Origin of the sequence: Sphingobium sp. 15-1, assembly GCF_013375535.1 — a bacterium.
Lineage (GTDB): Bacteria > Pseudomonadota > Alphaproteobacteria > Sphingomonadales > Sphingomonadaceae > Sphingobium > Sphingobium aromaticivastans.
In genome coordinates this window covers 1,558,537-1,580,003 of record NZ_JABXJG010000001.1, presented here as the reverse complement: position 1 = coordinate 1,580,003, position 21,467 = coordinate 1,558,537, and the positions used below count along the sequence as shown (strand labels likewise).

Below are 21,467 nucleotides of genomic sequence, written 5' to 3'. Positions count from 1 at the left end.
TTATCCGATGGATATGGCCGCCGGGAGCGGGCCTTGTCGCCCATGCGCCATATCGTCGAAGCGTTCGCGCACCCAGTCCGCGATGAAGCTCTTGACCGGCCCCATATTGTCGGCGCTGCAATGTTCGACGCCGCCCTCCGCATCGGTGAAGAGCTTGAAATCGACGCGGGGGCTGTTCACCGCCTGGTCGCGGCTCTGAAGGGCATATTCGCGCGGAATCTGCCGGTCGTTGGCGCCGTGGGTGATGAGGAACGGCACCGTCATCTTGTCCATATGGCCGTCCAGCGTCACCTGCGGCATGAGCGCCATGAAGCTGTCGAGGTCGCGCTGTCCCCACACCCACATCACATGATCCCAATAATGGGGCACGGGATTTTCGCCTTCATTCTTCAGCCGGCGCGACTGGAGTTCGCCCCAATTATGATTGCCGCCCCAGGCGACGCAGAGCTTGAAGCGCTTTTCATAGATCGCCGCGCGGGGGGCATAATAGCCGCCGAGCGACCAGCCCATCATGCCGATCCTGTCGCCATCGACATCGGCTCTTCCTTCGATCGCGTCGATGGCCGCGCCCGCCCAGCGTTCCGTGTCGTGGATCGCGGGAAGTCCGTTCAGCCGCAGCGCCTCCCCGACGCCCGGCTGATCGACGGCAAGCACGGAGATGCCGCGCCGGGCAAAGGTGTCACCGATGGACAGGGCGATCATCTCCTTCACGCTGTCCAGCCCATTGCAGAAGATCATCGTCGGGCGCGGCCCTTCGCCCTCGCCGGGGATGAAGAGGCCGGGAAAATGCGACCCTTCGTAGGGGATTTCCACCCGTTCCCAGCCCAGATCGCCCGCTTCGATGGCGCGGGCCATGGTGTCCAGCATGGTGCGGTACATCCGCTTGCGCGGTTCATAGTCGCGGGCCTGCATGCGTTCCGCCGTCATATAATAGGCGGTCGCCCGCTTATATTTTTCCCCGGCGCTCAGCTTGTGGCCCGCAGCCTCGCATGACCGGCCCAGCTCGACCAGCCGGTCGGCCATCCGGCCCCAACTGTCGAAGAAGGCGGCGGTACCCTGGTCCGCGCCCTGCCGCGCTATTTCACGCACCTCGTCATTCGCCTTGTCGATTTCTCCCATGGCGGCGCCCATGCACAGGCAGATGTTGACGCCAAGGTTCCAGACATAATTTCCGGGAAAAGGTTCGTACATTGGATGTCCTTCAAACGGGTTCGGAGATTGGGGCGGCTTCCGCGTCGACCAGCCGGCGATAGATGCGGCGGGCGCGGGTGGAGCCGTTGTCGATGCCGAGCAAAGCGGGTTTGCGTTCGAACAGGTCGACGTCGCCCAGGGCGCGCTGCTGCGCCTCGATCATCGGCTTGTCCTCGGTTTCGAACGCGATGCGCAGGCCCTTCGCCATGCCCGCATTATAGTCGGCGTCGTCCACCCGGTAATTGCGGGAGTTGCAGTAGAAATAATGCGTGGTCGTCTCGGTTTCGGGCGTCATGACATGCGCGTTCATGGTGTCGATCCCGGCCTCCCGCGGTTCGCCCGCCGGGCTGGCGCCGACGCGCAGCAGCATCACGCCATCCGGATGCCACAGCACCTCGGTCCACATGTCGGCGGCCATGTCGGGATCGGGAAGTTCGGGACGGAAGATCGGGATGGCGCGTTCGTCCTTCGCGAGCCATCGCACGAAAAGCGTGTCGCCGCGCTCCTCGACATGGGCCTTGGTGCGCGTGATCGATCCGCCGCCCAGCGTCGCGGGATGCAGATAGTCCGCATGGCTGAGGTCGAGGATATTGTCCTCCAGCAGCTTGTGCCCGGCGGCGCTGTACATATAGCCTTTGCTGAATGCATGTTCGGGCGCTTCGTCGATGAAGCCCATGTCCGGGATCGCCGCCGGGTCGGCGCGATCGGCATCCCCCATCCATATCCAGATGACGCCGTGCCGCTCAACCAGGGGATAGGCGCGGATCGAGAGGGCGCCGGTGATGGGGCCATGGGGATTGTGGACGCATTTTCCGGTAGCGCCGTCGAAGGCCAGGCCGTGATAGCCGCAATGCACCGTCTCGCCCTCCGTCCTGCCCATATGCAGCGGGGCCAGGCGATGCGGGCAACTGTCGGTCACGGCATAGAGCCGGCCGCCCTGCCGCCAGAAGAGCAGGGGGTCGCCAATGATCCTGCGGGCGAGCCGTTCCCCTTCGCCCAGTTCGTCCGCCCAGGCGGCGAAATACCAGCAATTCCTGATGAAGCTCATCCATTCCCTCCCCGGTTGCCGGTCGCGCGCTCATGCCAATGCACCATCGGCAGACCCGCGACCGGGCTGTCGAAGGCGGCGATGCTGGTGGCGCGCAGGCCGCCGAGGTGAACGGTGCGCAAATCCGGTCCTCCAAAGGTGATGCTCGCCAGCCAGGGACAGATCGTGCCGCCGCACGCCATCAGCGTGTCGAAATCGACGGGATTGCCGGAAGCGAAAGCCGCCTCGAAGCGCGCCGTGGCGACCGGATCGCCATCGTTGAGCAGCTCGATCGCATCGCCTTCCGGCGTGATCGCCACCAGCCGGTCAGCGAAGATCATCGTCGCCCAGAGATTGCCGAAAGCGTCGAAGGCGATGCCGTCGATTGCGCCGTCGCCCAGGCTGGAGGGGCCGTAGACTTCGCGGTCAGTGAGCGATCCGTCGGGCTGAACGCGCAGGCGGGACACCCGCTTGCCCGTCGTTTCCGCGACGTAGAGCCACTCCTCCTCCGCATCGAGGCGGATTTCGTTGGTGAAGTGGAACCCGTCCGCGACGATCCGCGCGCCGCGCTCGTCGATCAGGCAGATATAGCCGTCGGCCAGCGCCGGCGTGACCGCGTCGCTCCACGGATTGACGCGGGTGGAGACAGTGACCCACAGGCGATCGCGGCTGTCCCGCAGCACGAAGTTGACCTTGCCCATTGGACTGCCGTCGATCCTGTCCGCGAGCACGCGGGTCTGCCCATCGCGGGTCATGATCTCCAGCCGGTCTGTGCCGAAATTGGCGATCGCGATGTCGCCGTTGCGCGTGAAGGCGAGTCCGTTGGGCAGCGTGCCGCGCAGCAGGCTGCCCGCGGCATCGGCGGCGACGTTGAAATGGGGGTCGGCCTGCTGAACGATCAGGCGCTGGCTGCCGTCGGGCGCGATGCGCATGACGCCGCCACGCGCATCCGCGCTCCATAACGTGCCGTCCGCCTCCGCCAATATGCATTCGGGCCGTTGCAGGTCATGCCCGATATGGCGGATCAGCGCGGGATCGACCCGCCAGTCGCGCAGGGGATTATAGGGTTGTGCCATTCAATCCTCCAAAATGGCGACGGCGCGGGTCCAGCCGGCCGACGCCGCGCGGATCTTCATGGGGAAGCAGGCGATGGTGAATCCGGTGGAGGGCAGCGCTTCGAGATTGTGCAGCTTTTCCAGATGGCAGTAACCAATGTCGCGCCCGGCCTTATGCCCTTCCCAGATCAGCCCGGCATTGCCGGTCTCCAGATATTTCTCCCTTGTGTGGACGAAGGGCGCGTCCCAGCTCCATCCGTCGGTGCCGGTCAGGCGCACGCCGCGCTCCAGCAGGTACATGGTCGCGGCATATCCCATGCCGCAGCCTGCGGTCACATAATCGTCCCGCCCGTATCGCTTGCCGGCCGACGTGTTGACGACGACGATTTCCAGCGGCGAGAGGCTGTGCCCGATCCGATCCAGTTCGGCCTCGACATCGGCGGCGGTCACGACATAGCCGTCGTCGAAATGGCGGAAGTCCAGCTTCACGCCCGGCTGGAAGCACCAGTCGAGCGGCACTTCGTCGATGGTGATGGCGCGCTCGCCCTTATCCATGGTCGACGCATAATGATAGGGCGCGTCGAGATGGGTGCCGTTATGGGTGATCAGCTCGATCCGCTCGATCGCCCAGGCTTCTCCGTCGGGCAGGTCCTGGGGCTGAAGACCGGGGAAGAAGCTCGCCAGTTCGGGCACCGACATTTTGTGGTCGATATATTCGATTTTTGGCCGGAACGGCGCCGGGTCCGAAATCACATCATTTTCCAGATAGATGGAAAGATCGACGATCTGGCGCGCCATGGTCAGAACTCCACCCTGTCGCCGCCCTTGAGGCCCAGCATGGTGCGGGCTTCAGCGGGGGTGGCGGCTTCATGACCCATTTCGGCCAGGATGCGCTTCACCTTCTCGACCTGCTGGGCGTTGGAAACGGCCAGCACGCCGCGTTCGATGAACAGGCTGTCCTCCAGGCCGACGCGCACATGCCCGCCCAGCAGCGCCGCTTGCGTCAAGAAGGGCATCTGGTGCCGGCCCGCCGCCAGCACCGACCATTGATAGCTGTCCTTGCCGAACAGCCGGTCGCAGGTCTGCTTCATGAACATGAGATTGTCGAGATCGGGGCCGATCCCGCCCAATATGCCGAACACCATCTGCACGAAGAAACCGGGCTTCACCAGGCCGCGATCCAGGAAATGGGCGAGATTGTAGAGATGCCCCACATCATAGCATTCATGTTCGAACCGGGTGCCCGCGTCCGACAATGTTTCCAATATATAGGCGATGTCGCGGAAAGTGTTGCGGAAGATATAGTCTTCCGAGCCCCGGACATAGGCTTCCTCCCAATCATGTTTCCAGGTCTGAATCCGGTTCGCGGCGGGGAAGAAGGCGAAGTTGATCGATCCCATGTTGAGCGAACACAGTTCCGGCTTGAACTTCGCTGCCGCCGCCAGCCGCTCCGCAACTGTCATGGTGATCGCGCCGCCCGTTGTGATGTTGACCACCGCGTCGGTCGCCTGCTTGATGACGGGAAGGAAGCGGTTGTAGACTTCCGGATCGCCGGTCGGCCGGCCATCCTCCGCCATGCGGGCGTGCAGGTGCAGGATGGCGGCGCCCGCCTGCGCCGCCGCGATCGATTCCGCGGCGATGTCTTCGGGCGTGATCGGCAGGGCCTCGGACATGCTGGGCACATGGGCGCTGCCGGTGACGGCGCAGGAAATGATGACTTTGGCCATTATCGGGCAGCCTCTTCTTCGCGTATGAGTTTGCGCAGGATGCGCCGGGCGCGGATCGCGCCGGCGTCGCCCTCCAGAATGACGGGCTGGAGGTCCCAGAAATCTTCGCCGTCGATGGCGGCGTGCTGGGCGACGATCATCGGCTTGTCCTGATGTTCGAAGGCAAGTTCGAAGCCGCGCTCCAGGGCCTGGTGGAGTTCCGCGTCGTCGCGCCGGAAATCGCGGGCGTTCGACCAGAAATAATGGGTCGAGCTTTCCGTCTCCGGCGTCATGAGGTGGACGCCGGGCGTTTCCTTGCCGACCCGCTCGGCCCCGCCCGCATCCGTCACCCCGACGACGAGCTGCATGTTCGCGGGGGCATGCCAGACCACGTCCAGCCAGCGGTCGACCGGCTTGCCGCCTGTTTGGTACAGCGCCTCCAGCGCGCCGGGCAGCATCTCGTTGCGGGTAAGGCGGTTGGAATGGACGACATTGCCCTCCTGCCGCACGTCGATCTCCGCGGAGAGCACCGCTTCGCTGCCCAGCAGGCCGCGATGCAGGAATTCGATATGGCCGAGGTCCATGATATTGTCCGTCATATATTCGTAATTGACGGGCGTGTGCATATACCCCTTGTTGATGGCGAAGCGGTCGGGATCGAGCCCCTTCAGTTCCGGAATGGCGTCGTCGTCGGCCTTCGCCGGATCGCCCATCCATATCCACAGCAGCATGTGCCGCATCGCGATCGGATAGGTCTGCACCTTCGCGTTGGGCGGTATCCTGCCGTCGCCATGCGGGTTGTGGACGCACCGTCCTTCCAGATCGAAGCGCAGCCCGTGATAGGGGCATTCGATGACGTCGCCGGTTCGCTCCCCCATGCTGAGCGGCGCGAAACGATGCGGGCAGCGGTTGCGCATCGCGCGGACCACGCCTTGCGCGTCGCGCGCCAGCAATATGTCTTCGTTCAGGATGCGGCGATGGATGCTGCCTTCGGCGGCGACTTCATCGTCCCATGCCGCGACATACCAGCAATTGCGCAGAAAGGACATGGCTCGGCTCCCCTCAATAGTCGGCCATCAGGGCGACGGTCGCATTGTGCAGCAATCCGCCCTGATCGGCGCCGGGATTGTGGACGCCGCTCCATTCCTCCAGCTCCCAGGCCGCGAGCTGGTCGCAAGTGTCGACGACATATTTCACCCGGTCGAAGCGGCGCCGCATGAAGCCGTCGAGCGCTTCGTCGAGCGGCGCGGACCCGCCCAGCAATTCCGCCAGCAGGACCGCGTCCTCGATCGCCATGGCGGCCCCCTGGGCCAGATGCGGCGTGGTGGAATGGGCCGCGTCGCCCGCGATCAGAATGCGTCCCTTGTGCCAGGCTTGCTTCACCAGGACATTCATCATCGGCCGGTAGACGACGCCGGCAGGATCGGTGATCAGATGCGACAGCCGCTCGACCGGGCCGCTATAGCCGCGCAGGCGCGAGCGCATCTCCTCCGCCGCGGAGGGGCCGTCATACCAGCGGTTGTCGGCTTCTGCCGTCACGATGAACATGTACATCCGCGTCGGTGACATCGGTACCAGCCCGACCTTGGTATCCGGCCCGAAAAACACCATGCCGGTGTCGACATCGGCGGTCCGCTCGAAATTATAGCGCCACACGCCCTGGCCGTTGAAGCGCGGTTGCCATGTCTCCCCAAAGAGCAGGCGACGCGTTTCGGAGAATACGCCGTCATAGCCGATGACGAGATCGTAGCGGCGCGTCTCGCCGTCGCTGAAGGTCACGTCCACGCCTTCGCCATCGTCATGCAGCGCCGTCGCGACCGTCCCCATCCGGATGCCGGCGCCCGCCTCCCGCGCTCCGGCGATCAGAATGTCGTGCAGTTTCGGACGCGTGATGCCATTGTTGGGCGGCAGATGCGGTGCGGCCTCATTATGTCCCGGCGGGTCCGCCAGCACATGGCCGGCGGCGTCGTGGATGCGCCAGTTGTCGAAGGCGCCGCCCTGTTCGAGACAGCGTTGCGCCAGGCCGATCCGGTCGAGCGCGCGCAAGGCGTTGTTGGGCTGTATGATGCCCACGCCATAGACGGTCCAGGCCGCTTCCCGTTCGATCAGATCGACGGCGATGCCCTGTTGCCGCAAGGCGCGGGCGGCGACCAGGCCGCCGATGCCGCCGCCGATGACAAGTGCTTTGGCGATCGCGCCCATCCTTATTCTCCCCCCGCGATGCGCGGCGCTTCTTCGGTCAGATACCGGATGTTCCAGCTTGGCTCGTCCTTCAGGAAGGGCGGCAGATTATGCACGAAATGAGAGAAGGCGAAGAGCGGCGTCACCCATTCGCGCGGCACCCAATTGTCGTCGACATAGTCGGAGTCCGCGCCATATTCCGCCTCTCCGCCGGCGGGGCAGGGGAGGTAGTAGAAGAGCGCGCTGTCGATGCGATGGCGGCCCAGCCCCAGATGGGAAGGTTCCCAGCCCTTGCGCGCCATATGGTTGGCGCCGATCATGATCTCGTCAATATCCTCGACCCCGAAATTGGCGTGATGGAAGCGCACCTTGCCGTCCATGCCCGGAAAGGGGGCGCTGGCGTTCAGCAGCAGGATGCTGTGATGATTGTTCGACCCGTCGGCGCGCAGATACATGCCGAAATGGCATTGATGGTCGGACAGCCGGAAGTTCAGCCGGTCGCGCAGAAATGCATAGCCCGCTTCATAATCCGGCACCGCCCAGACGGAGTGGTTGATCACCTTCGGGCGTGCCCGCTCGCGCCATTTGCGATGCTGGTTCAGGCGGTTGACGCGGCCCGGCGCATTGACCGGATCGGGCGCATAGACCACCGGCTGGCGGTTGAAGACGCGCAATCCCATCGGGATGCCGAACGGCGTGTCGAAGAACAGGGCGCCGGTCTCGTCGCGGCGTACCTCCCTGTCCAGGGCAAGGCCCGTGGCCAGCGCTTCCAGCGACCGCGCGCCGTCCACGCCCCAGATGATCTGCCGCACCCCGTCGCCCTCTATCGCGCCTTTGGGGAGGGCCGGGTCGTCGCGGTGGCGCAGCACCACGCTTGACCCTTCGGCCAGCTCGAACCGGGCGAAATCCTGCCCCTGTTCCGCCAGCGGCAAGCCGAAATCCGTGAAGAAACGCATGGATTCGGCCATGTTCTCCACACCATAGATCAGGGATTCGATGCCCGTGATCGCCATTATTTCACTCCGTCGTCAGAAGGTGGTCTTGAGCGACACGCCATAGGTTCGCGGGTCGCGCAGATAGGTGAGCCGGGGGTAGCCCCAGAAATCGGCGGAGATCAGTTGGTTGGAGATCACCGTCTTGTTCGCCAGGTTGCGGCCCCAGGCGGTGACGCTCCAGCCCGCGCCGCTGTCGAAGCTGATCGACGCATTGTAGATCTCGTAGGATGGTTGGTACGCCGCCCGATGCTCATAGGGATCGAAGAACATGTTCCCGGAGAACATGGCGTCGCCGCTGAGCGTCACCTTCGCCCGATTGCCGACGGGAATGTCGTACTGCGCGCCCGCCCGCGCCGTATATTTGGACGATCCCGGCAGGCGATTGCCCGCCAGCGATTGCGGCCCCGCGCCGGGGTTCAGCGGATCGGGCGTGAGATAGCTGTCATAGGTCGCGTCGAGCAGGCCCACCGACAGGTCGATGCGCAGTCGATCGGTCGGCCGCGCCGTGATCTCCGCCTCTATGCCCTTGATCGTCGCCTTGGCGGCATTTTCGTCGATCGTCGACGCGCCGACGATCTTGGTCACGACCAGATCCTTATAATCGTACCAGAAGGCCGCGATGTTGGCGGTCAGGCGGCGGTCGAACAATTGCGCCTTGATGCCTACCTCATAGCTTAGCAGCGTTTCCGGATCGGTGCCGGGGCCGGGCACACCGATCGTGAAGCCGCCGCTCTTGAAGCCCTTCGATATGCCCGCATAGATGCTGAGGTCGCGGGTCGGCTCGAATTGCAGCGTCGCCTTGGGCGTGAAGGCGTTGAAGCTCTTGTCGCCGCCGGTCGGGATGGCGCCGAAACCGGCGATGAAGGAGCCTTCGGACCCGCGCTTTTCATGGCTGTAGCGCGCGCCCAGGATGAGCTTCAGCCGATCGATAAATTCCCACGATCCATGGGCGAAGGCGGCATAGGCCTTGGTGTCGCCTGTCCCGCGCTGATCGAACAGCGCGCCCGGCGCGAAATAGAGCGGGATGCTGATGAAGCCGTCGACGCTCTCCGTGAAGTAATAGCCGCCCAGGATGAAGTCCCATCGGTTGCCCGATGCGAGCAATTGGACTTCTTCGCTGAATTGATGCTGCGCTTCGAGCTGGCTGATCGCGGCCTGCGAAGGATTGGTGCCGATCAATTCGTCAAGCGCGGTGAAGCGCGACTTGCGATAGGCGGTGATGGAGCGGAGCGAGACGGTGTCGGACAGGTCGAGATTGGCCGTGCCCTGCACCCCCCAGGCCCGCACGCGGCGACGGGGGGCGAGGCCCGCCACGACATTGCGGATGTCGCCGGGCCGGTTTCCCAGCGACTCCGCATAGGTGGGAACGCCCGGCAGGGCGCCGCCCGCCTGATGCACGACGCCGAAGCTGTCGTTGGCGTGGAAATAGTCCGCGATGACTTCGACGCTCAATCTTTCCGTGGGGGTCAGTTCCAGCGTGACGCGGGCGGCCTGTTCCTTGCGGGTGTCGATGTCCCTGCCGGTCGCCTCATTCTTGCCATAGCCGCCGCGGTCGATGAAGAAGGCCGCCGCGCGCACGGCGATCTTGCCGGGAACGACCGCGCCGCCGACGCCGAATTCGCCCTGCACCAGTCCGTAATTGCCGACATCGACGCTCAGATTGGCGCTCACATCCTGCGTCGGCTTGCGGCTGATGATGTTGATCGACCCGCCCGTGGCGTTGCGGCCGTAAAGGTCGCCCTGCGGTCCGCGCACCACCTCGACCCGGTCGACGTCGAAATAGCTGGCGACCTGCGCACGGGGGCGGGCGATGTAGACGCCGTTGGCGTGGTAGGCGACGTTGCTGTCGATGCCGAGGCCCAGGAAGTTGTTCCCGACCCCGCGCAAATAGATATAGGTGACGCCGCTGTTGGTCTGAAGGTTGAAGTTCGGCACCGTCGCGCCAAGCTGCAAGGGATTGCTGATGCCCATGCGGTCCAGCGCCGCGCCGCCGATCGCGGAGACCGCGATGGGAACATCCTGCACGCTTTCAGAGCGCTTCTGCGCGGTGACGATGATGTCGGCGGCGTCCGCCGGGGCGGCGGCTTCGCCACTTTCCCGCGACTGGGCGCAAGCCGTGCCGGTCCAGGCGAGCATGGCCGCCCCGGCAAGAAAATGGACATAAGTGGATGGCTTCATCTTCCCCTCCTCACGAACGCTGTTTGCGTCTTGTGAGGGAAAGCATGAGCCTCACCGGGGTCGTTGAGAAACTATATCGGCCGATGTCTGGCACAAATCATATTTGTGCCTCTGAAACGGCCTTCAGCCCAGTTCCTTGGTGATCTGGGCAACCGCTTGCCGAATGAAGATGCGGCCAGGGTCCTGCTCCGTCCGTTCGTGCCAGAACAGCAATTCCTGAAGCTGCTCGATCTTGAGCGGACATTCAGCGACCGCAAGGCCCAGGCGCGGCGCGAGCGTGTTCGCAAGCCGCCGCTGCGCGGTCGCGACAAGCGGCGTGCCGGGCAGCATGAACAGTTGGGCGGCGAAATTGGGAACCTTGGCCGCTATATCGAAGCGGGTCTTGGTCGCGGCCCACGCCTGTTCGACGATGGTCTGGACGCCCGCGCCGAATTCGACCTTGTTGTGCCGGGCCTTGCGATAGGCCGAAAGCGACATGCCGTTCAGAATGTCGACATGCTCCGGGTCAGCCACGCAGACGAAGTCGTCGCGGAACACCGGCATTTGCCTAATGTGCTTGCTGGGACTGTGCGAGCCGTAGAGGCGAAGGTCGTGCGCCGTCAGGCAGAAGTCGAGCTCGCCCATTTCCAGCCGCTCGAAACTGGCATGGGTAAGCGGCTCCACCGCGCACTGGACGCCCGGCGCATTGACGGTGAGATAGCGAAGCAGATGGGGCAGCACGACATGCAGGCAATAGTCGCTCATGGCGATGCGGCATTCGTAACGGGCGGTGGCGGGGTCGAAATACGGGCGCGTGTCGAGCGCCGTCTGCACCATGAGCAAAGCTTCGCGCACGGGCACGACCAGGGAATGCGCCAGCGGCGTCAGTTCCAGATGCCGGCCGACACGCGTGAGCAATTCATCGTCAAAATGCCGCCGCAGCCGCTGCAAGGCGCTGCTGGCCGCCTGCTGCGTGATGAAAAGCCGCTCGGCGGCGCGGGTGACATTGCGTTCCGTCAGCAGGATGTCGAGTGCGCGAAGCAGGTTGAGATCAAAATGGCTGAGTTGCACTTTCCTCTCCCGCTGGCCTCTCCCGCTGGCCTCTCCCCCGGTCCCGCCAAGCATGTACATGACTTCGCGCGTTCCTCAAGTTTGCAGCGCGATCAAGGCGGCATTGCGTGGGAACCGGAGGGCCGCTTCTCGCCGCTGCCAATGATCTGCAAAGCTTCCGCCAGACGTCCCGGATGAGACTATCGGGGATGCGAAGTCGCGATAGGAATGCGGCGTGCGGCTCGTGGATTCCCCGTACAGTCGGTCGGCAGCTTATGGTGGCTTTATTGGAATAACTCGAAAAATGGTAAATATTAGAACTTATGTTAATCTGCATGGGACCAAGCAATATTGCTGATCCATGTTAAAAAAAGCCTCACCCTATTTTATAAGGGTGAGGCCAGTTGGTCGCAAAACAGGCAAAGCCTGTCATTTTATTTAATCATCAGCATTTTTACGTGAAAATATATCGTTGGATATAGATTGTGAAATTATTTACATATTTTCCAATGACTTGATAAGCAAAAATGCCCCGCCTGCGGGGCAGGCGGGGAGTGTTTTTGCTACGGTGTCGATGAAATAATTCGCCAACGGATAATTGGTTCAATCTCTGCCCAAGAAATTCGTAGGGAAGATACTTCTCCTCAATTACCCGACGTCGAAGTCTGGCGGTCGATGACCGGCTTTTCTCCACGTTCCTTGTAGATCGACATCGATCGCGATCGAACCTCGCCATCCTTGCGGACATGGGTGTTGGTCATGGATCGCGCCCGTTCATCGTCATCGCGCGCCGTGGCGACGGAGCGTTGGCGCGCCATATTGTCGTTGAACTTCGCGCGCGAGTCGGTGGTCGCGGTTCCGCCATCGGCCGCCGTGGCCGTGCCGCCGCCGGATACGCCGACGCTGTTCGCGTCCGTGCTGCCCGATCCATAGGTTCCGGCTGATACGTCGCCGGTCGTCGGGGTCGAAGATTGCGATCCGGCGCTCTTCGTCTGCGCGGGGGCCGCGCTGGCGCTGGCCAGAAACGCTGCCGTGATCATGAGTGAAAGAGGTCGCTTCATCATTCTCTCCTGTGGGGTCGCTCGTCGATCGTGATGCGGCACCCTTCCGCTCCGCGCGTGATCGTCACGGAGCGCTGCTCTCCATCGCTCGTGCTGATCGCGCTCGACGAGGAAGTTCCACTCGACGAGGAGGATGCCGAGACGTGGGACGATGCGCTTTTGCCCGATGAGGCGCTGGTGGCGCTGGCGCCCTGGCCTTCATCGGCAATCACGGACGTCTCCACATGACCGTCGGCAAAAATATGGACGCGGCGGCAGGTTTCGCCTGTCGGCTGAACCGCCGCCGCAACCGCGGCTATCATGATGATATAGGCCATGATGATGCCTTTGTTGGGGACGCCGCATGCCGTCCCCAAAAGGTGGGAAGGGGATTAACGGCCCGGATTGGTGGAATCCGCCGTCGAATCGCCATAGACCTCTCCGGTAGAGCCGTTGCGGTCGGTCGATCCATAGGCGTCGATCGATGTCGACGTGCTTTGCGAGCCGGTGCCGCTGGCGGAGCCGCCCGCCGAAACGCCGCCGGTCGCCCGGTTACGATCGGTGTAGATCGTGCCCGATCCATAGGTGGATGCGGAATTGGCCGTGGGAGAGCGGCGGTCTTCCCGGCCGTGCCGCTTGCGGTCCTGCTTGTCGCGTGCGCGATCATTGGTGCCGGCGGTGGCGCCGCCCGCCACCGAACCATCGGGCGTGGAGGCGGTTACGCCGCCGCCAGCCGTCGTTTGGGCAAGGGCGCTTGTTCCCAGCAGGCCGGCGGCGGCCAGGGATGCCATGATCACTCCATATCGCATGATGCTCTCCTCAAGATATTTCGCTGTCCCCCGCGCCGCGCACGAGGATCACAGGAAAGCGCAGGGAGACGCAGCAAGTTCAACGCCCTGCCGCATCATTCGGGTCGGTCCGGCGCGTATAAACGGGGGATGAACGGACATGTATTGCCTGGTTCAGATTTGCGCCGGTCAGCGCAGGACTGCATCTGCCGCGCGTCAGCTCTTCAGCACAGCTCTGTGGAAGCTTACCAGATTGGCATTCAGGTGCGGGTTATTGCACCGACAATTTGCGTCCTTTGGGATGAAGACCGATCATGCCGATGGCTCAGCCGGTTGCCCTTCGCCATTCCCCTTCTCCTTGGATCGGCCGCGCACTGCCGCGTCTATCATCGCCCGGTAGATCGAACGGGCCTGACCGGGTTCAAGGTCGCCCGCTTCGGCTCCGGCGCGGGCCATGGCGTCTGTCGGGTCGAGCATGGTGATCAACAGGCCCTTGGCATCGCGCGCCACCGCCTGCCATTGGGTTTCGAAATCGGCGTGATGGTCGTCCGGCGGTATAGCATGCTGCTTGCAGATCGTGCGGGCCAGCCGTTCAATCATTTCCGCTTCGTCCATGGCGGATAGACGATCCATTCAGGTCTTCGGTTCCGAAGGAGGGATGGCGCCGCCTAACGGCTGGTGGCGCGCGCGCCATAATGCCGCGCCAGAACGGCGCAGACGATGAGCTGCAACTGGTGGAAGAGCATGAGCGGCAGGACGATCAGGCCAAGCTGCGGTCCGGAGAACAGGACCGTGGCCATCGGCAGGCCGCTGGCCAGGGACTTTTTCGACCCGCAAAATTGCAGCACGATCTCATCCTCGACGCCCAGCCGCATCAGCTTCCGCCCGAAGGCATAGGTCAGGCCAAGCGCCGCCGCCAGCAGCCCGGCCAGAATGCTGCTCAGCAGGGCCATGTCCGTCAGGCCGATGTCGGTCCAGATATTGTCGACCATGCCCTTGGAAAAGGCGACATAGATGATCAGCAATATCGAACCGCGGTCGACATAGCCAAGGATGGCCTTGTGATCCTGGACCCATTTGCCGATCCAGGGGCGGAGCGCCTGTCCGGCGGCGAACGGCGCCAGCAGTTGCAGGACGATGTCCAGGATATTGTCGAAGGACAGTGCGACCCCGCCATGCTGGAGCAGCCAGCCCGCGAGCAGCGGGCTGATGAACACGCCAAGGATGTTCGATGCCGATGCCGCGCACAGCGCCGCCGGCACATTGCCCCGCGCGATCGAGGTGAAGGCGATCGACGACTGCACCGTCGAGGGCAGCAGGCACAGGAACAGGATGCCGGTGCGCAGGGCGCCGGACAGCCCCGGCGGCGCCAGCTTGTAGACAATCAGGCCCAGAGCCGGAAACAGCAGGAAGGTGCAGCCCAGCACCGCAAGCTGAAGCCGCCAGTTCGTCATGCCATCGAGCGCGGCCTGCGGAGAGATGCGCACGCCGTAGAGGAAGAAGAGGAGGACGATGCCCCCGTCGGCCACGGCCCCGGCGATCTGCGCGCCCATGCCGCGCGCGGGCAGCAGCGCCGCCAGCGCCACGGTGGCGATCATGAGGCCGATATAGGGATCGAGGAAGCGCAGAATCTTTTGCATCAGGCATAGATACGGCGATGCTTGTTATTGTAAATCCCGCTTTCCATGGTAACAGTTATCGGAAATTGGAATTTCCATGTTCGATCCTCTTTGGCTGCGCAGCTTCGTCCTCGTGGCGCGGACATTGAGCTTTACACAGGCCGCCGCGCTTCTGGGCACGCGCCAGTCGACCGTCAGCGAGCATGTGCGAAAGCTGGAAGCGGCGAGCGGCGTCCGCCTGTTCGTCCGGGATACCCATTCGGTTGCCCTGAGCAGCGACGGCGAAGCGATGATCGGCTTTGCCACCGCGATACTCGAAACCCAGGACCGGGCGCTGCGTCATTTTGCCCGGGGCGATCTCCAGGGCCGAATCCGGCTTGGCGTTTCGGAGGACATCGTGCTCGCGGGGTTGCCGCATTTGCTGAGGCAGTTCACGGCGGAGCATCCCAAGGTGGTCCTCGAACTGACCGTCGGTCTCAGCGAAGTGCTGCGCGACCGGTTCGCCCTGGGCGAGCTGGATTTCGCGTTCATCAAGCGGCGCAGGGGCGGCGGGGCCGGCGAACTGATCTGGCAGGAGCCGTTGATCTGGATGGCGGCGGCCGATTTCCGCCTGGACCACGACTTGCCGGTACCGCTGGTCGTCCTGGCGCCGCCGGCGATCACGCGCACGAGCGCGCTGGAAGCTCTGGGAGAAGCGGGCAGGCCCTGGCGCCTGATCTGCACCAGCGAAAGCCAGAGCGGCATCCATGCTGCCGTGGCGGCCGGGTTGGGCGTTGCGCCGCATGCCCGTTCGCTGTTGCCCGACGGACTTGTCGAATTGCGCGACGACCGACTGCCGCCGCTCGACGATGTCGAGTTCGTGATCCTGATAGGCCAAATGGCCAAGCGCGACCCGGCGCGCACGCTGGTCGAGATGATCAAGACGAACGGATCGCTGCTGCGGCACAAGCGGAGCCCGGTCGCGTCACGATAGCCGTTGACGCGGCGTGGCCCTTCGGGCGAGGGAGGGCGGCTGTTCCCGCCCGCCAAATGTCGCATGGCCGGACGGGATGGCTTGCGGATGAACCTGGTACCGGAAGATGAGCGATATGAGTGCAGATCTACTCCGCCGCTATTATGCGGCTTTCAACGAAGGCGATAGCGCGGCCATGCTTGCCCTGCTGACGCAGGATGTCGTCCACGAACCGTCGCAGGGCGCGGTGCGGGAAGGGAAGGCGGCCTTTGCCGATTTCCTGGATCATATGAACCGCTGCTACAAGGAAGAGGTCATCGATCCGGTCTTCATGGTCTCCGCCGACGGACAGCGGGCGGCGGCCGAATTCATGCTGAAGGGGCAATATCTGGAGACCGATTCCGATCTGCCTGCTGCTTCCGGCCAGCATTACCGCTTGCGCGTGGGCGCCTTTTTCGTGTTGCGCGACGGCCTGATCGCGCGGGTCAGCAACCATTACAACCTGGTCGATTGGCTGGACCAGGTGAAGGCGGGCTGATGCAGGCGATGAGGATCAGCGGTCCTGATCCTCATCCCAGGCCCGCCGGGCGTCAATAGGCGAACTGGACGTTGAACAGCACGGTCGCCGGATCGGCGTAATTTTTATAATAGACGCCGGTCGAGGGAATGTAGGTGGAACCGACCGGCTTGTCGGCGCCCAATATGTTCCTGGCCTGCACGCCGATCTGGAACCGCTCGTCGGGCAGGACCCAGTTGACCGATCCGTTGACGAAGCTCTGGCCCGGCACATGGTCCTGCGGACGGGCCAGCGCGTTCGAATAGAAGCCGCTTTGATATTGGGCATTGGCGGACAGGCGCAGATGGCTGCCGCTCGCGCCCAGCGGCAGGTCATAGGTCGCGCCGCCCGACAGCGAATATTTGGGCGCATTGATCAGCGGGTTGTCGTCCGCATTCACGCCTGCGCCGCCCGCGCCCTTATAGTCGTCGTAGATCGCCTTCAGATAGCCGCCCGACGCCTGGACGCTGAAACGATCCGACAGGCGCAGCTCATTTTCCAGCTCGACGCCCCAGCTATGGGCCTTGCCCGCATTGCCGCGCCGCGAGCCGACATAGGCGGGATCGTAGAAGGAGACCTGAAGATCCTTATAGTCATTGTAGAAGACGGCAAGATTGCTGCGCAGCGCGCTGCCGAACAGCGTCGCTTTCAGGCCGCCTTCATAAGTCGTCACCTTCTCGGGATCATAAGGCAGGGTGGCGAGGTCGAGCCGGGTTGCGCGATTGTCGAAGCCACCCGATTTGAACCCGCGCGACAAGGTCAGATATTGCAGCAGATTGGGCGTCCATTGCGCCTGCAACGACAATTTTGGCGTGATCGCATGCCATGTCTTGTCCGCCTCCCCGGCGATCGACTGGGACACCACATTGCGGTTATTGTCGATCACCTTATTGTCGAAGACGAAGCGCTTCTTCTCGATCGTGCCGCGCACGCCCGCGGTCAGGCTGAATATGTCGGTCGCCTTCCAGGTGCCTTCGCCGAAGACGGCATAGGCGTCGGTATAGGTGATATTGTGCGCCCGCAGCCTGCTGACGGGGGCAGTGGCCACGGCGCCGGTGCGGCTGAAGCCGTCGCGTTCGACGAAAAAGCGTTCGTGGAGGTAGAAGAGGCCGCTGGTGAAGCTCACATCACCGAACTCGCCGTTCAGTTGCACCTCCTGGCTCAAGAACTTGTCATTATAATGGATGAGGTTCTTCTGGATCAGCGCCGCCTCGCCGTCATTATCATAATAGACGGGATTGAGGTTGAAGCCCCCGACCGCCGTGATCGATTTGATCGAAAGGGCGGGGGAGAGGGTGTAGACCAGCCGCAGCGAACCGCTTTGCGCGTTGAGATGCTGGAGCGGCTCGACCTCCGAATAGGAGCGGCGGCGGCTGAAGGGGGTGGGCTGGTTGACCGGCACATAGGATCGGCTGTCGCTGCGGTCGCGGGTGACGTTGACCGTGAGCAGCGCGTCCAGCCCCTCTATCCCGGTGAAGCGCAGCTTGCCACGCCAGCCGTCCAGATCGATGCGGTTCACGTCATGGCCCAGCGTCGGGTCATAGGTCACGCCATCGCGCGAGCGGTGGATATAGCTGATGCTGCCCGACAGCGCGTTGCTGACGATCGGCCCGCTGACCAGCGCCCGCGCCTGCACATCGTTGAAGCTGCCATAGCCCAGTTCGGCGGTGACATGGGTGGTGTCGTCGGGATCGCGGGTGATGATGCGCAGCGCGCCGGCGCTGCTGTTGCGGCCGTACAGCGTGCCCTGCGGCCCGCGCAGCAGCTCGACCCGCTCCAGATCGACAAATTCGCTCATCGATCCGATCTGGCGGGGCACATAGACATCGTCGACATAGACGGCCAGCACTGGTTCCTGGATCGGATCGCTCTCCCCCACGCCGCGCAGCGAGAAGGTCTGGGTCGTGTGGCTGATCGAGGCGCGGGAGACGAACAGATTGGGCACCTGTCCGGCCAGATCGCGGACGTTGCTGATGTTGCGTTCCTCCAGCCGGTCCGGCGTGAAGGCGGAAATGGCGATGGCGGTCTTTTGAAGATCGGTTGCGCGGCGTTCGGCGGTGACGATGATCTCTCCGCTCGCCGCGCTATCCTCGGCGGCCGGCGCCTCTTCGGCCAGCACGGGAGTGGCGGCGGCGATCGCGAACAGCGCGACATTGCAGAACAGCAGACGGTTGATGTGCATATTGCCCCCTTCGGATTATTTTGTGGAAGGGGCTTTGGAAGGGATATGCGCCAAGGACCAACGCGTATTGGACGGCCACCTATGGCTTTTGTCAAACTGTTGAGCGGCGCTTCACGATCGACGCGCCGCTCAAATAATGGCCTGCTTGATGGGGCTCAGGGACAGGGGTCGGGAAGGTCGCGATGGATCGCTTCGATCGCGGCCAGCGCATCCTCTTCCAGTTGGACGCGGACGCTGCCGATGTCGATCTTGAGCTGGTCCAGCGACGTCGCGCCGATGATCGTGGAGGTGACGAAGGGCCGGCTGTTGACGAAGGCCAGCGCCAGTTGCGCCGGGTCCAGCCCATGGGCCTGCGCGATGGCGACATAGCGGGCCGACGCCGTCGCCTGGCTGGGCAGGTCGTAGCGCACGAACTGGCGGCTGACGTCGCGGCGCGATCCCCTGGGGATTTGCCCGCCCAGATATTTGCCGGTGAGATTGCCGCCCGCCAGAGGGGAATAAGCGAGCAGCGACACCTGTTCGCGCAGCGCGAATTCCGACAAGCCATATTCGAAGGTGCGGTTGAGCAGATTATAGGCGTTCTGGATCGATGCGAGGCGCGGCAGCTCCCTCTCCCGCGACAGGCGCAGATATTCCGACACGCCCCACGGCGTTTCGTTGGAGACGCCGAAATGGCGGATCTTGCCGGCGCGCACCAGATCGGCCAGCGCGCCCAGCGTTTCCTCGATCGGAACCGTCTCCGCCGTGTCGGCCAGCCGGGTCAGCCCGCGCACCCCGAAGGCAGGCACGGGCCGGTCGGGCCAATGCACCTGGTACAGATCGATATAGTCGGTGCGCAGCCGGCGCAGACTGTCCTCCACCGCCTGCATGATATTGCGGCGGTCGAGCCGGTTGTCGCCGCCGCGAAATTCCCGCACCGGATCGCGGGTGGGACCGGCGACCTTGGTGGCCAGAACGATGTCTTCGCGGCGTCCACGGCCAGCGATCCAGTTGCCGATATAGGTTTCGGTCAGGAACTGCGTTTCGCGGGATACCGGAGTAACCGGATAGGCTTCGGCGGTGTCGATGAAATTGACGCCCTCGCCAAAGGCATGGTCGAGCTGCGTATGCGCCTCCGCCTCGCTATTCTGCGAACCCCAGGTCATGGTGCCCAGGCAGATCAGGCTGACCCTGATCCCGGTGCGTCCCAATATGCGATATTCCATGGCCGATCCCTATCCAGATTTCGGCCCCTCCATAACGGCTGACGAAGGCGGGTCACTCAAGATAATTTCATAGAGCGTTGAGCGCGGCTGCTTTGAAGTGCGCCGACGGCGCGGCCGGTTCAGTTGTCGCAATATTCCCAGCGGCCCGCATTGCAGGCGGCCACTGCGCGGCGCCAGGCCGCCATCTCGCGGGCATAATCGGCGCGGGCTTCGGCATAGGCGTCGCGATCGCTTTGCCGCACGCGATAGCTCTGCCTGTTCCTGGCGTCGCGCTGGCGCACATAGGCGAGCTGCTGCTGGTTCATGCGCTTGATGATCGCGCTGTCGCGCGCCCGCGCCGCGGCGCTGCGCATCGTGGGATCGTTCGGATCGTCGGCCAGCGCTACACCCGGCAAGAACGACGCGCCCATCATCACGGCGCAAATGAACGAACCAAGCTTCATGAACAGCGTCCCCTATTTTCTCCCAACCGCTATTCCCCAGTCGGCCGATGCAAGGCAACCGATTTGCGACGAGTTGGGAAGCGGCGTGCGCGCCAAGTCACGGCGCGGCGACCGGCAGATCATGTCGACGGCGAATGGACGGCATCCAACCCCAGCCAATCCGCCATGCTCGCCAGTTCGGACCGCAGGGCGTCACGGCTATGACCGGGGGCATCGGGTTCGAGGTGGAGAGATTGCACGATCAGCCGCGACGCCTGGCGATCCGCCTTCAGGTCGACCCGCGCCACCAACTGGTCGCCCAGCAGGAAGGGCAGCACATAATAGCCATGCAGCCGCTTTTCCGCCGGAACATAGATTTCTATCCGATAGCGGAAGCCGAAAAGCCGCTCGGCCCGGTCGCGCTCCCAGATCAGCGGGTCGAACGGCGCGAGCAGGGCCTGCGCCTCGATCCGCCGTGGGCGGCGGGCATCGCGGTGCAGCCAGGCATGTCGCCAGCCGGGCACCTCCACCGGGATCAGCACGCCCTCCTCGGCAAGCGCATGGATGGCGGGGCGCGCTTCCTCGGGCGATTGGCGGAAATAGTCGCGCAGCTCGCGTTCGGTCGCGATGCCGTGCGCCGCCGCCGCGCGCTCGATCAGGGCGCGGTGGGCCTCGGCCTCGGTCGGGGTGGGCAGAGAGAGGATATTGTCCGGAATGACCCGCTCGGTCAGGTCATAGACCCGCTCGAAACTGCGGCGGCGGGTGGCTGTCGTGATGTGCCCTGCCCAGAAAAGCCATTCGAGCGTCCGCTTGGTGTCGCTCCATTCCCACCAGCCCGACTGCCCCTTATGCGCTTCGAAGTCCGATGTCGCTAAAGGGCCGTCCACCCTGATGCGGTCGAGCAGCGCCATCGCCTCCGCCCGCCGCTCCGTCGCATAGAGGCGCATCCGGCCCCATCCCGCCTCGCCGCGATCGGCCTGCGCCATGCGCCAGCGCAGCAAGGGGTGCATGGCGAAGGGCAGAAGGGATGCCTCATGCGCCCAATATTCGAACAGCTTCCGCCGCTGGCCCGTACCCCAGGCCAGCCTGTCGAGATCGGCGCGGTCATAGGCGCCCAGCCGCGAAAATGCCGGCAGATAATGGGCGCGGGCCAGGACATTGACGCTGTCGATCTGATGCAGGTGCAGCCGGTCCAATATTCGCTGGAGATGGATGGGCCGGGCGGCTTCGCCGCGCCTGGCGCCAAAGCCCTGGGCCGACAGGGCGATGCGCCTCGCCAGCGGCATTCCGATACGCTCGATCTTCGTCACTGGCGCAGGCTAAAGAGCGCTGCTGGCGGTG

Annotated in this window: 21 protein-coding genes; 3 read left to right on the top strand and 18 right to left on the bottom strand. The window is 63.8% G+C overall.

Annotated elements, in window-relative coordinates; translation table 11 throughout:
* From HUK72_RS07430 to HUK72_RS07380, 11 genes are all read right to left on the bottom strand, one after another.
* The gene (locus HUK72_RS07430) at positions 1 to 1,191 is read right to left on the bottom strand and encodes a S9 family peptidase (RefSeq protein WP_176596218.1); all 1,191 of its coding nucleotides are present in this window, start codon (positions 1,189 to 1,191) and stop codon (positions 1 to 3) included.
* A gap of 10 nt (positions 1,192 to 1,201) precedes the next feature.
* The gene (locus HUK72_RS07425; RefSeq protein ID WP_176596217.1) at positions 1,202 to 2,239 is read right to left on the bottom strand and encodes an aromatic ring-hydroxylating dioxygenase subunit alpha; all 1,038 of its coding nucleotides are present in this window, start codon (positions 2,237 to 2,239) and stop codon (positions 1,202 to 1,204) included.
* Positions 2,236 to 3,294 (bottom strand): SMP-30/gluconolactonase/LRE family protein, encoded by a 1,059-nt coding sequence (locus tag HUK72_RS07420; protein ID WP_176596216.1) that lies wholly within the window; start codon positions 3,292 to 3,294, stop codon positions 2,236 to 2,238. The genes HUK72_RS07425 and HUK72_RS07420 overlap by 4 nt, the downstream gene beginning before the upstream one ends.
* Positions 3,295 to 4,071: a cyclase family protein gene (locus tag HUK72_RS07415; RefSeq protein ID WP_176596215.1), complete on the bottom strand. Its 777-nt coding sequence runs from the start codon at positions 4,069 to 4,071 to the stop codon at positions 3,295 to 3,297. It lies immediately after the preceding gene.
* 2 nt (positions 4,072 to 4,073) lie between these two features.
* Positions 4,074 to 5,000 carry a 3-keto-5-aminohexanoate cleavage protein gene (locus HUK72_RS07410; protein WP_176596214.1) on the bottom strand — a complete coding sequence of 309 codons (927 nt, stop codon included), beginning with the start codon at positions 4,998 to 5,000 and terminating at the stop codon, positions 4,074 to 4,076.
* Positions 5,000 to 6,028 (bottom strand): aromatic ring-hydroxylating dioxygenase subunit alpha, encoded by a 1,029-nt coding sequence (locus HUK72_RS07405; protein WP_176596213.1) that lies wholly within the window; start codon positions 6,026 to 6,028, stop codon positions 5,000 to 5,002. Before HUK72_RS07405 ends, HUK72_RS07410 begins: the two co-directional genes overlap by 1 nt.
* A 13-nt stretch (positions 6,029 to 6,041) precedes the next feature.
* Positions 6,042 to 7,181 carry an FAD-dependent monooxygenase gene (locus tag HUK72_RS07400; protein ID WP_176596212.1) on the bottom strand — a complete coding sequence of 380 codons (1,140 nt, stop codon included), beginning with the start codon at positions 7,179 to 7,181 and terminating at the stop codon, positions 6,042 to 6,044.
* 2 nt (positions 7,182 to 7,183) lie between these two features.
* A complete protein-coding gene (locus HUK72_RS07395; RefSeq protein ID WP_176596211.1) occupies positions 7,184 to 8,173 on the bottom strand; it encodes a VOC family protein in 990 nt (329 codons plus the stop codon).
* A 15-nt stretch (positions 8,174 to 8,188) separates the two neighbouring features.
* Entirely contained in the window at positions 8,189 to 10,333 is a 2,145-nt protein-coding gene (locus HUK72_RS07390) for a TonB-dependent receptor (RefSeq protein ID WP_176596210.1), read from the bottom strand.
* Between the two features lie 123 nt (positions 10,334 to 10,456).
* Positions 10,457 to 11,383 (bottom strand): LysR family transcriptional regulator, encoded by a 927-nt coding sequence (locus HUK72_RS07385; protein ID WP_176596209.1) that lies wholly within the window; start codon positions 11,381 to 11,383, stop codon positions 10,457 to 10,459.
* A 623-nt stretch (positions 11,384 to 12,006) separates the two neighbouring features.
* The gene (locus HUK72_RS07380) at positions 12,007 to 12,423 is read right to left on the bottom strand and encodes a hypothetical protein (protein WP_176596208.1); all 417 of its coding nucleotides are present in this window, start codon (positions 12,421 to 12,423) and stop codon (positions 12,007 to 12,009) included.
* A gap of 33 nt (positions 12,424 to 12,456) precedes the next feature.
* Here HUK72_RS07380 and HUK72_RS07375 point away from each other — a divergent pair, with 33 nt between their 5' ends.
* The gene (locus tag HUK72_RS07375) at positions 12,457 to 12,651 is read left to right on the top strand and encodes a hypothetical protein (protein WP_176596207.1); all 195 of its coding nucleotides are present in this window, start codon (positions 12,457 to 12,459) and stop codon (positions 12,649 to 12,651) included.
* Positions 12,652 to 12,794: 143 nt separating this feature from the next.
* Here the strand turns inward: HUK72_RS07375 and HUK72_RS07370 are convergent, their stop codons facing one another.
* The 3 genes from HUK72_RS07370 to HUK72_RS07360 all read right to left on the bottom strand — a co-directional run bounded on the left by HUK72_RS07370 (position 12,795) and on the right by HUK72_RS07360 (position 14,830).
* Complete coding sequence (locus HUK72_RS07370) at positions 12,795 to 13,211, bottom strand: hypothetical protein (RefSeq protein ID WP_176596206.1); 417 nt, start codon at positions 13,209 to 13,211, stop codon at positions 12,795 to 12,797.
* Between the two features lie 291 nt (positions 13,212 to 13,502).
* Positions 13,503 to 13,823, bottom strand: coding sequence for a hypothetical protein (locus HUK72_RS07365; RefSeq protein ID WP_176596205.1), 321 nt, complete (start codon positions 13,821 to 13,823; stop codon positions 13,503 to 13,505).
* 35 nt (positions 13,824 to 13,858) lie between these two features.
* On the bottom strand, positions 13,859 to 14,830 hold the full coding sequence (locus HUK72_RS07360; protein ID WP_176596204.1) for a bile acid:sodium symporter family protein: 972 nt from the start codon (positions 14,828 to 14,830) through the stop codon (positions 13,859 to 13,861).
* Between the two features lie 76 nt (positions 14,831 to 14,906).
* Between HUK72_RS07360 and HUK72_RS07355 the strand changes: the two genes are divergently transcribed.
* Both HUK72_RS07355 and HUK72_RS07350 read left to right on the top strand, forming a co-directional pair.
* Positions 14,907 to 15,782 carry a LysR family transcriptional regulator gene (locus HUK72_RS07355; protein WP_176596203.1) on the top strand — a complete coding sequence of 292 codons (876 nt, stop codon included), beginning with the start codon at positions 14,907 to 14,909 and terminating at the stop codon, positions 15,780 to 15,782.
* Between the two features lie 115 nt (positions 15,783 to 15,897).
* Complete coding sequence (locus HUK72_RS07350) at positions 15,898 to 16,299, top strand: ketosteroid isomerase-related protein (protein ID WP_218035923.1); 402 nt, start codon at positions 15,898 to 15,900, stop codon at positions 16,297 to 16,299.
* Positions 16,300 to 16,351: 52 nt separating this feature from the next.
* Here the strand turns inward: HUK72_RS07350 and HUK72_RS07345 are convergent, their stop codons facing one another.
* The 4 genes from HUK72_RS07345 to HUK72_RS07330 form a co-directional block, all read right to left on the bottom strand.
* Positions 16,352 to 18,499: a TonB-dependent receptor gene (locus HUK72_RS07345; protein WP_176596201.1), complete on the bottom strand. Its 2,148-nt coding sequence runs from the start codon at positions 18,497 to 18,499 to the stop codon at positions 16,352 to 16,354.
* Between the two features lie 155 nt (positions 18,500 to 18,654).
* Positions 18,655 to 19,704, bottom strand: a complete 1,050-nt coding sequence (locus HUK72_RS07340) for an NADP(H)-dependent aldo-keto reductase (RefSeq protein WP_176596200.1) — start codon at positions 19,702 to 19,704, stop codon at positions 18,655 to 18,657.
* Positions 19,705 to 19,823: 119 nt separating this feature from the next.
* A complete protein-coding gene (locus HUK72_RS07335) occupies positions 19,824 to 20,147 on the bottom strand; it encodes a hypothetical protein (protein WP_176596199.1) in 324 nt (107 codons plus the stop codon).
* Between the two features lie 119 nt (positions 20,148 to 20,266).
* Positions 20,267 to 21,436: a DNA glycosylase AlkZ-like family protein gene (locus tag HUK72_RS07330; protein WP_336950541.1), complete on the bottom strand. Its 1,170-nt coding sequence runs from the start codon at positions 21,434 to 21,436 to the stop codon at positions 20,267 to 20,269.
* Positions 21,437 to 21,467 lie beyond the last annotated feature (31 nt).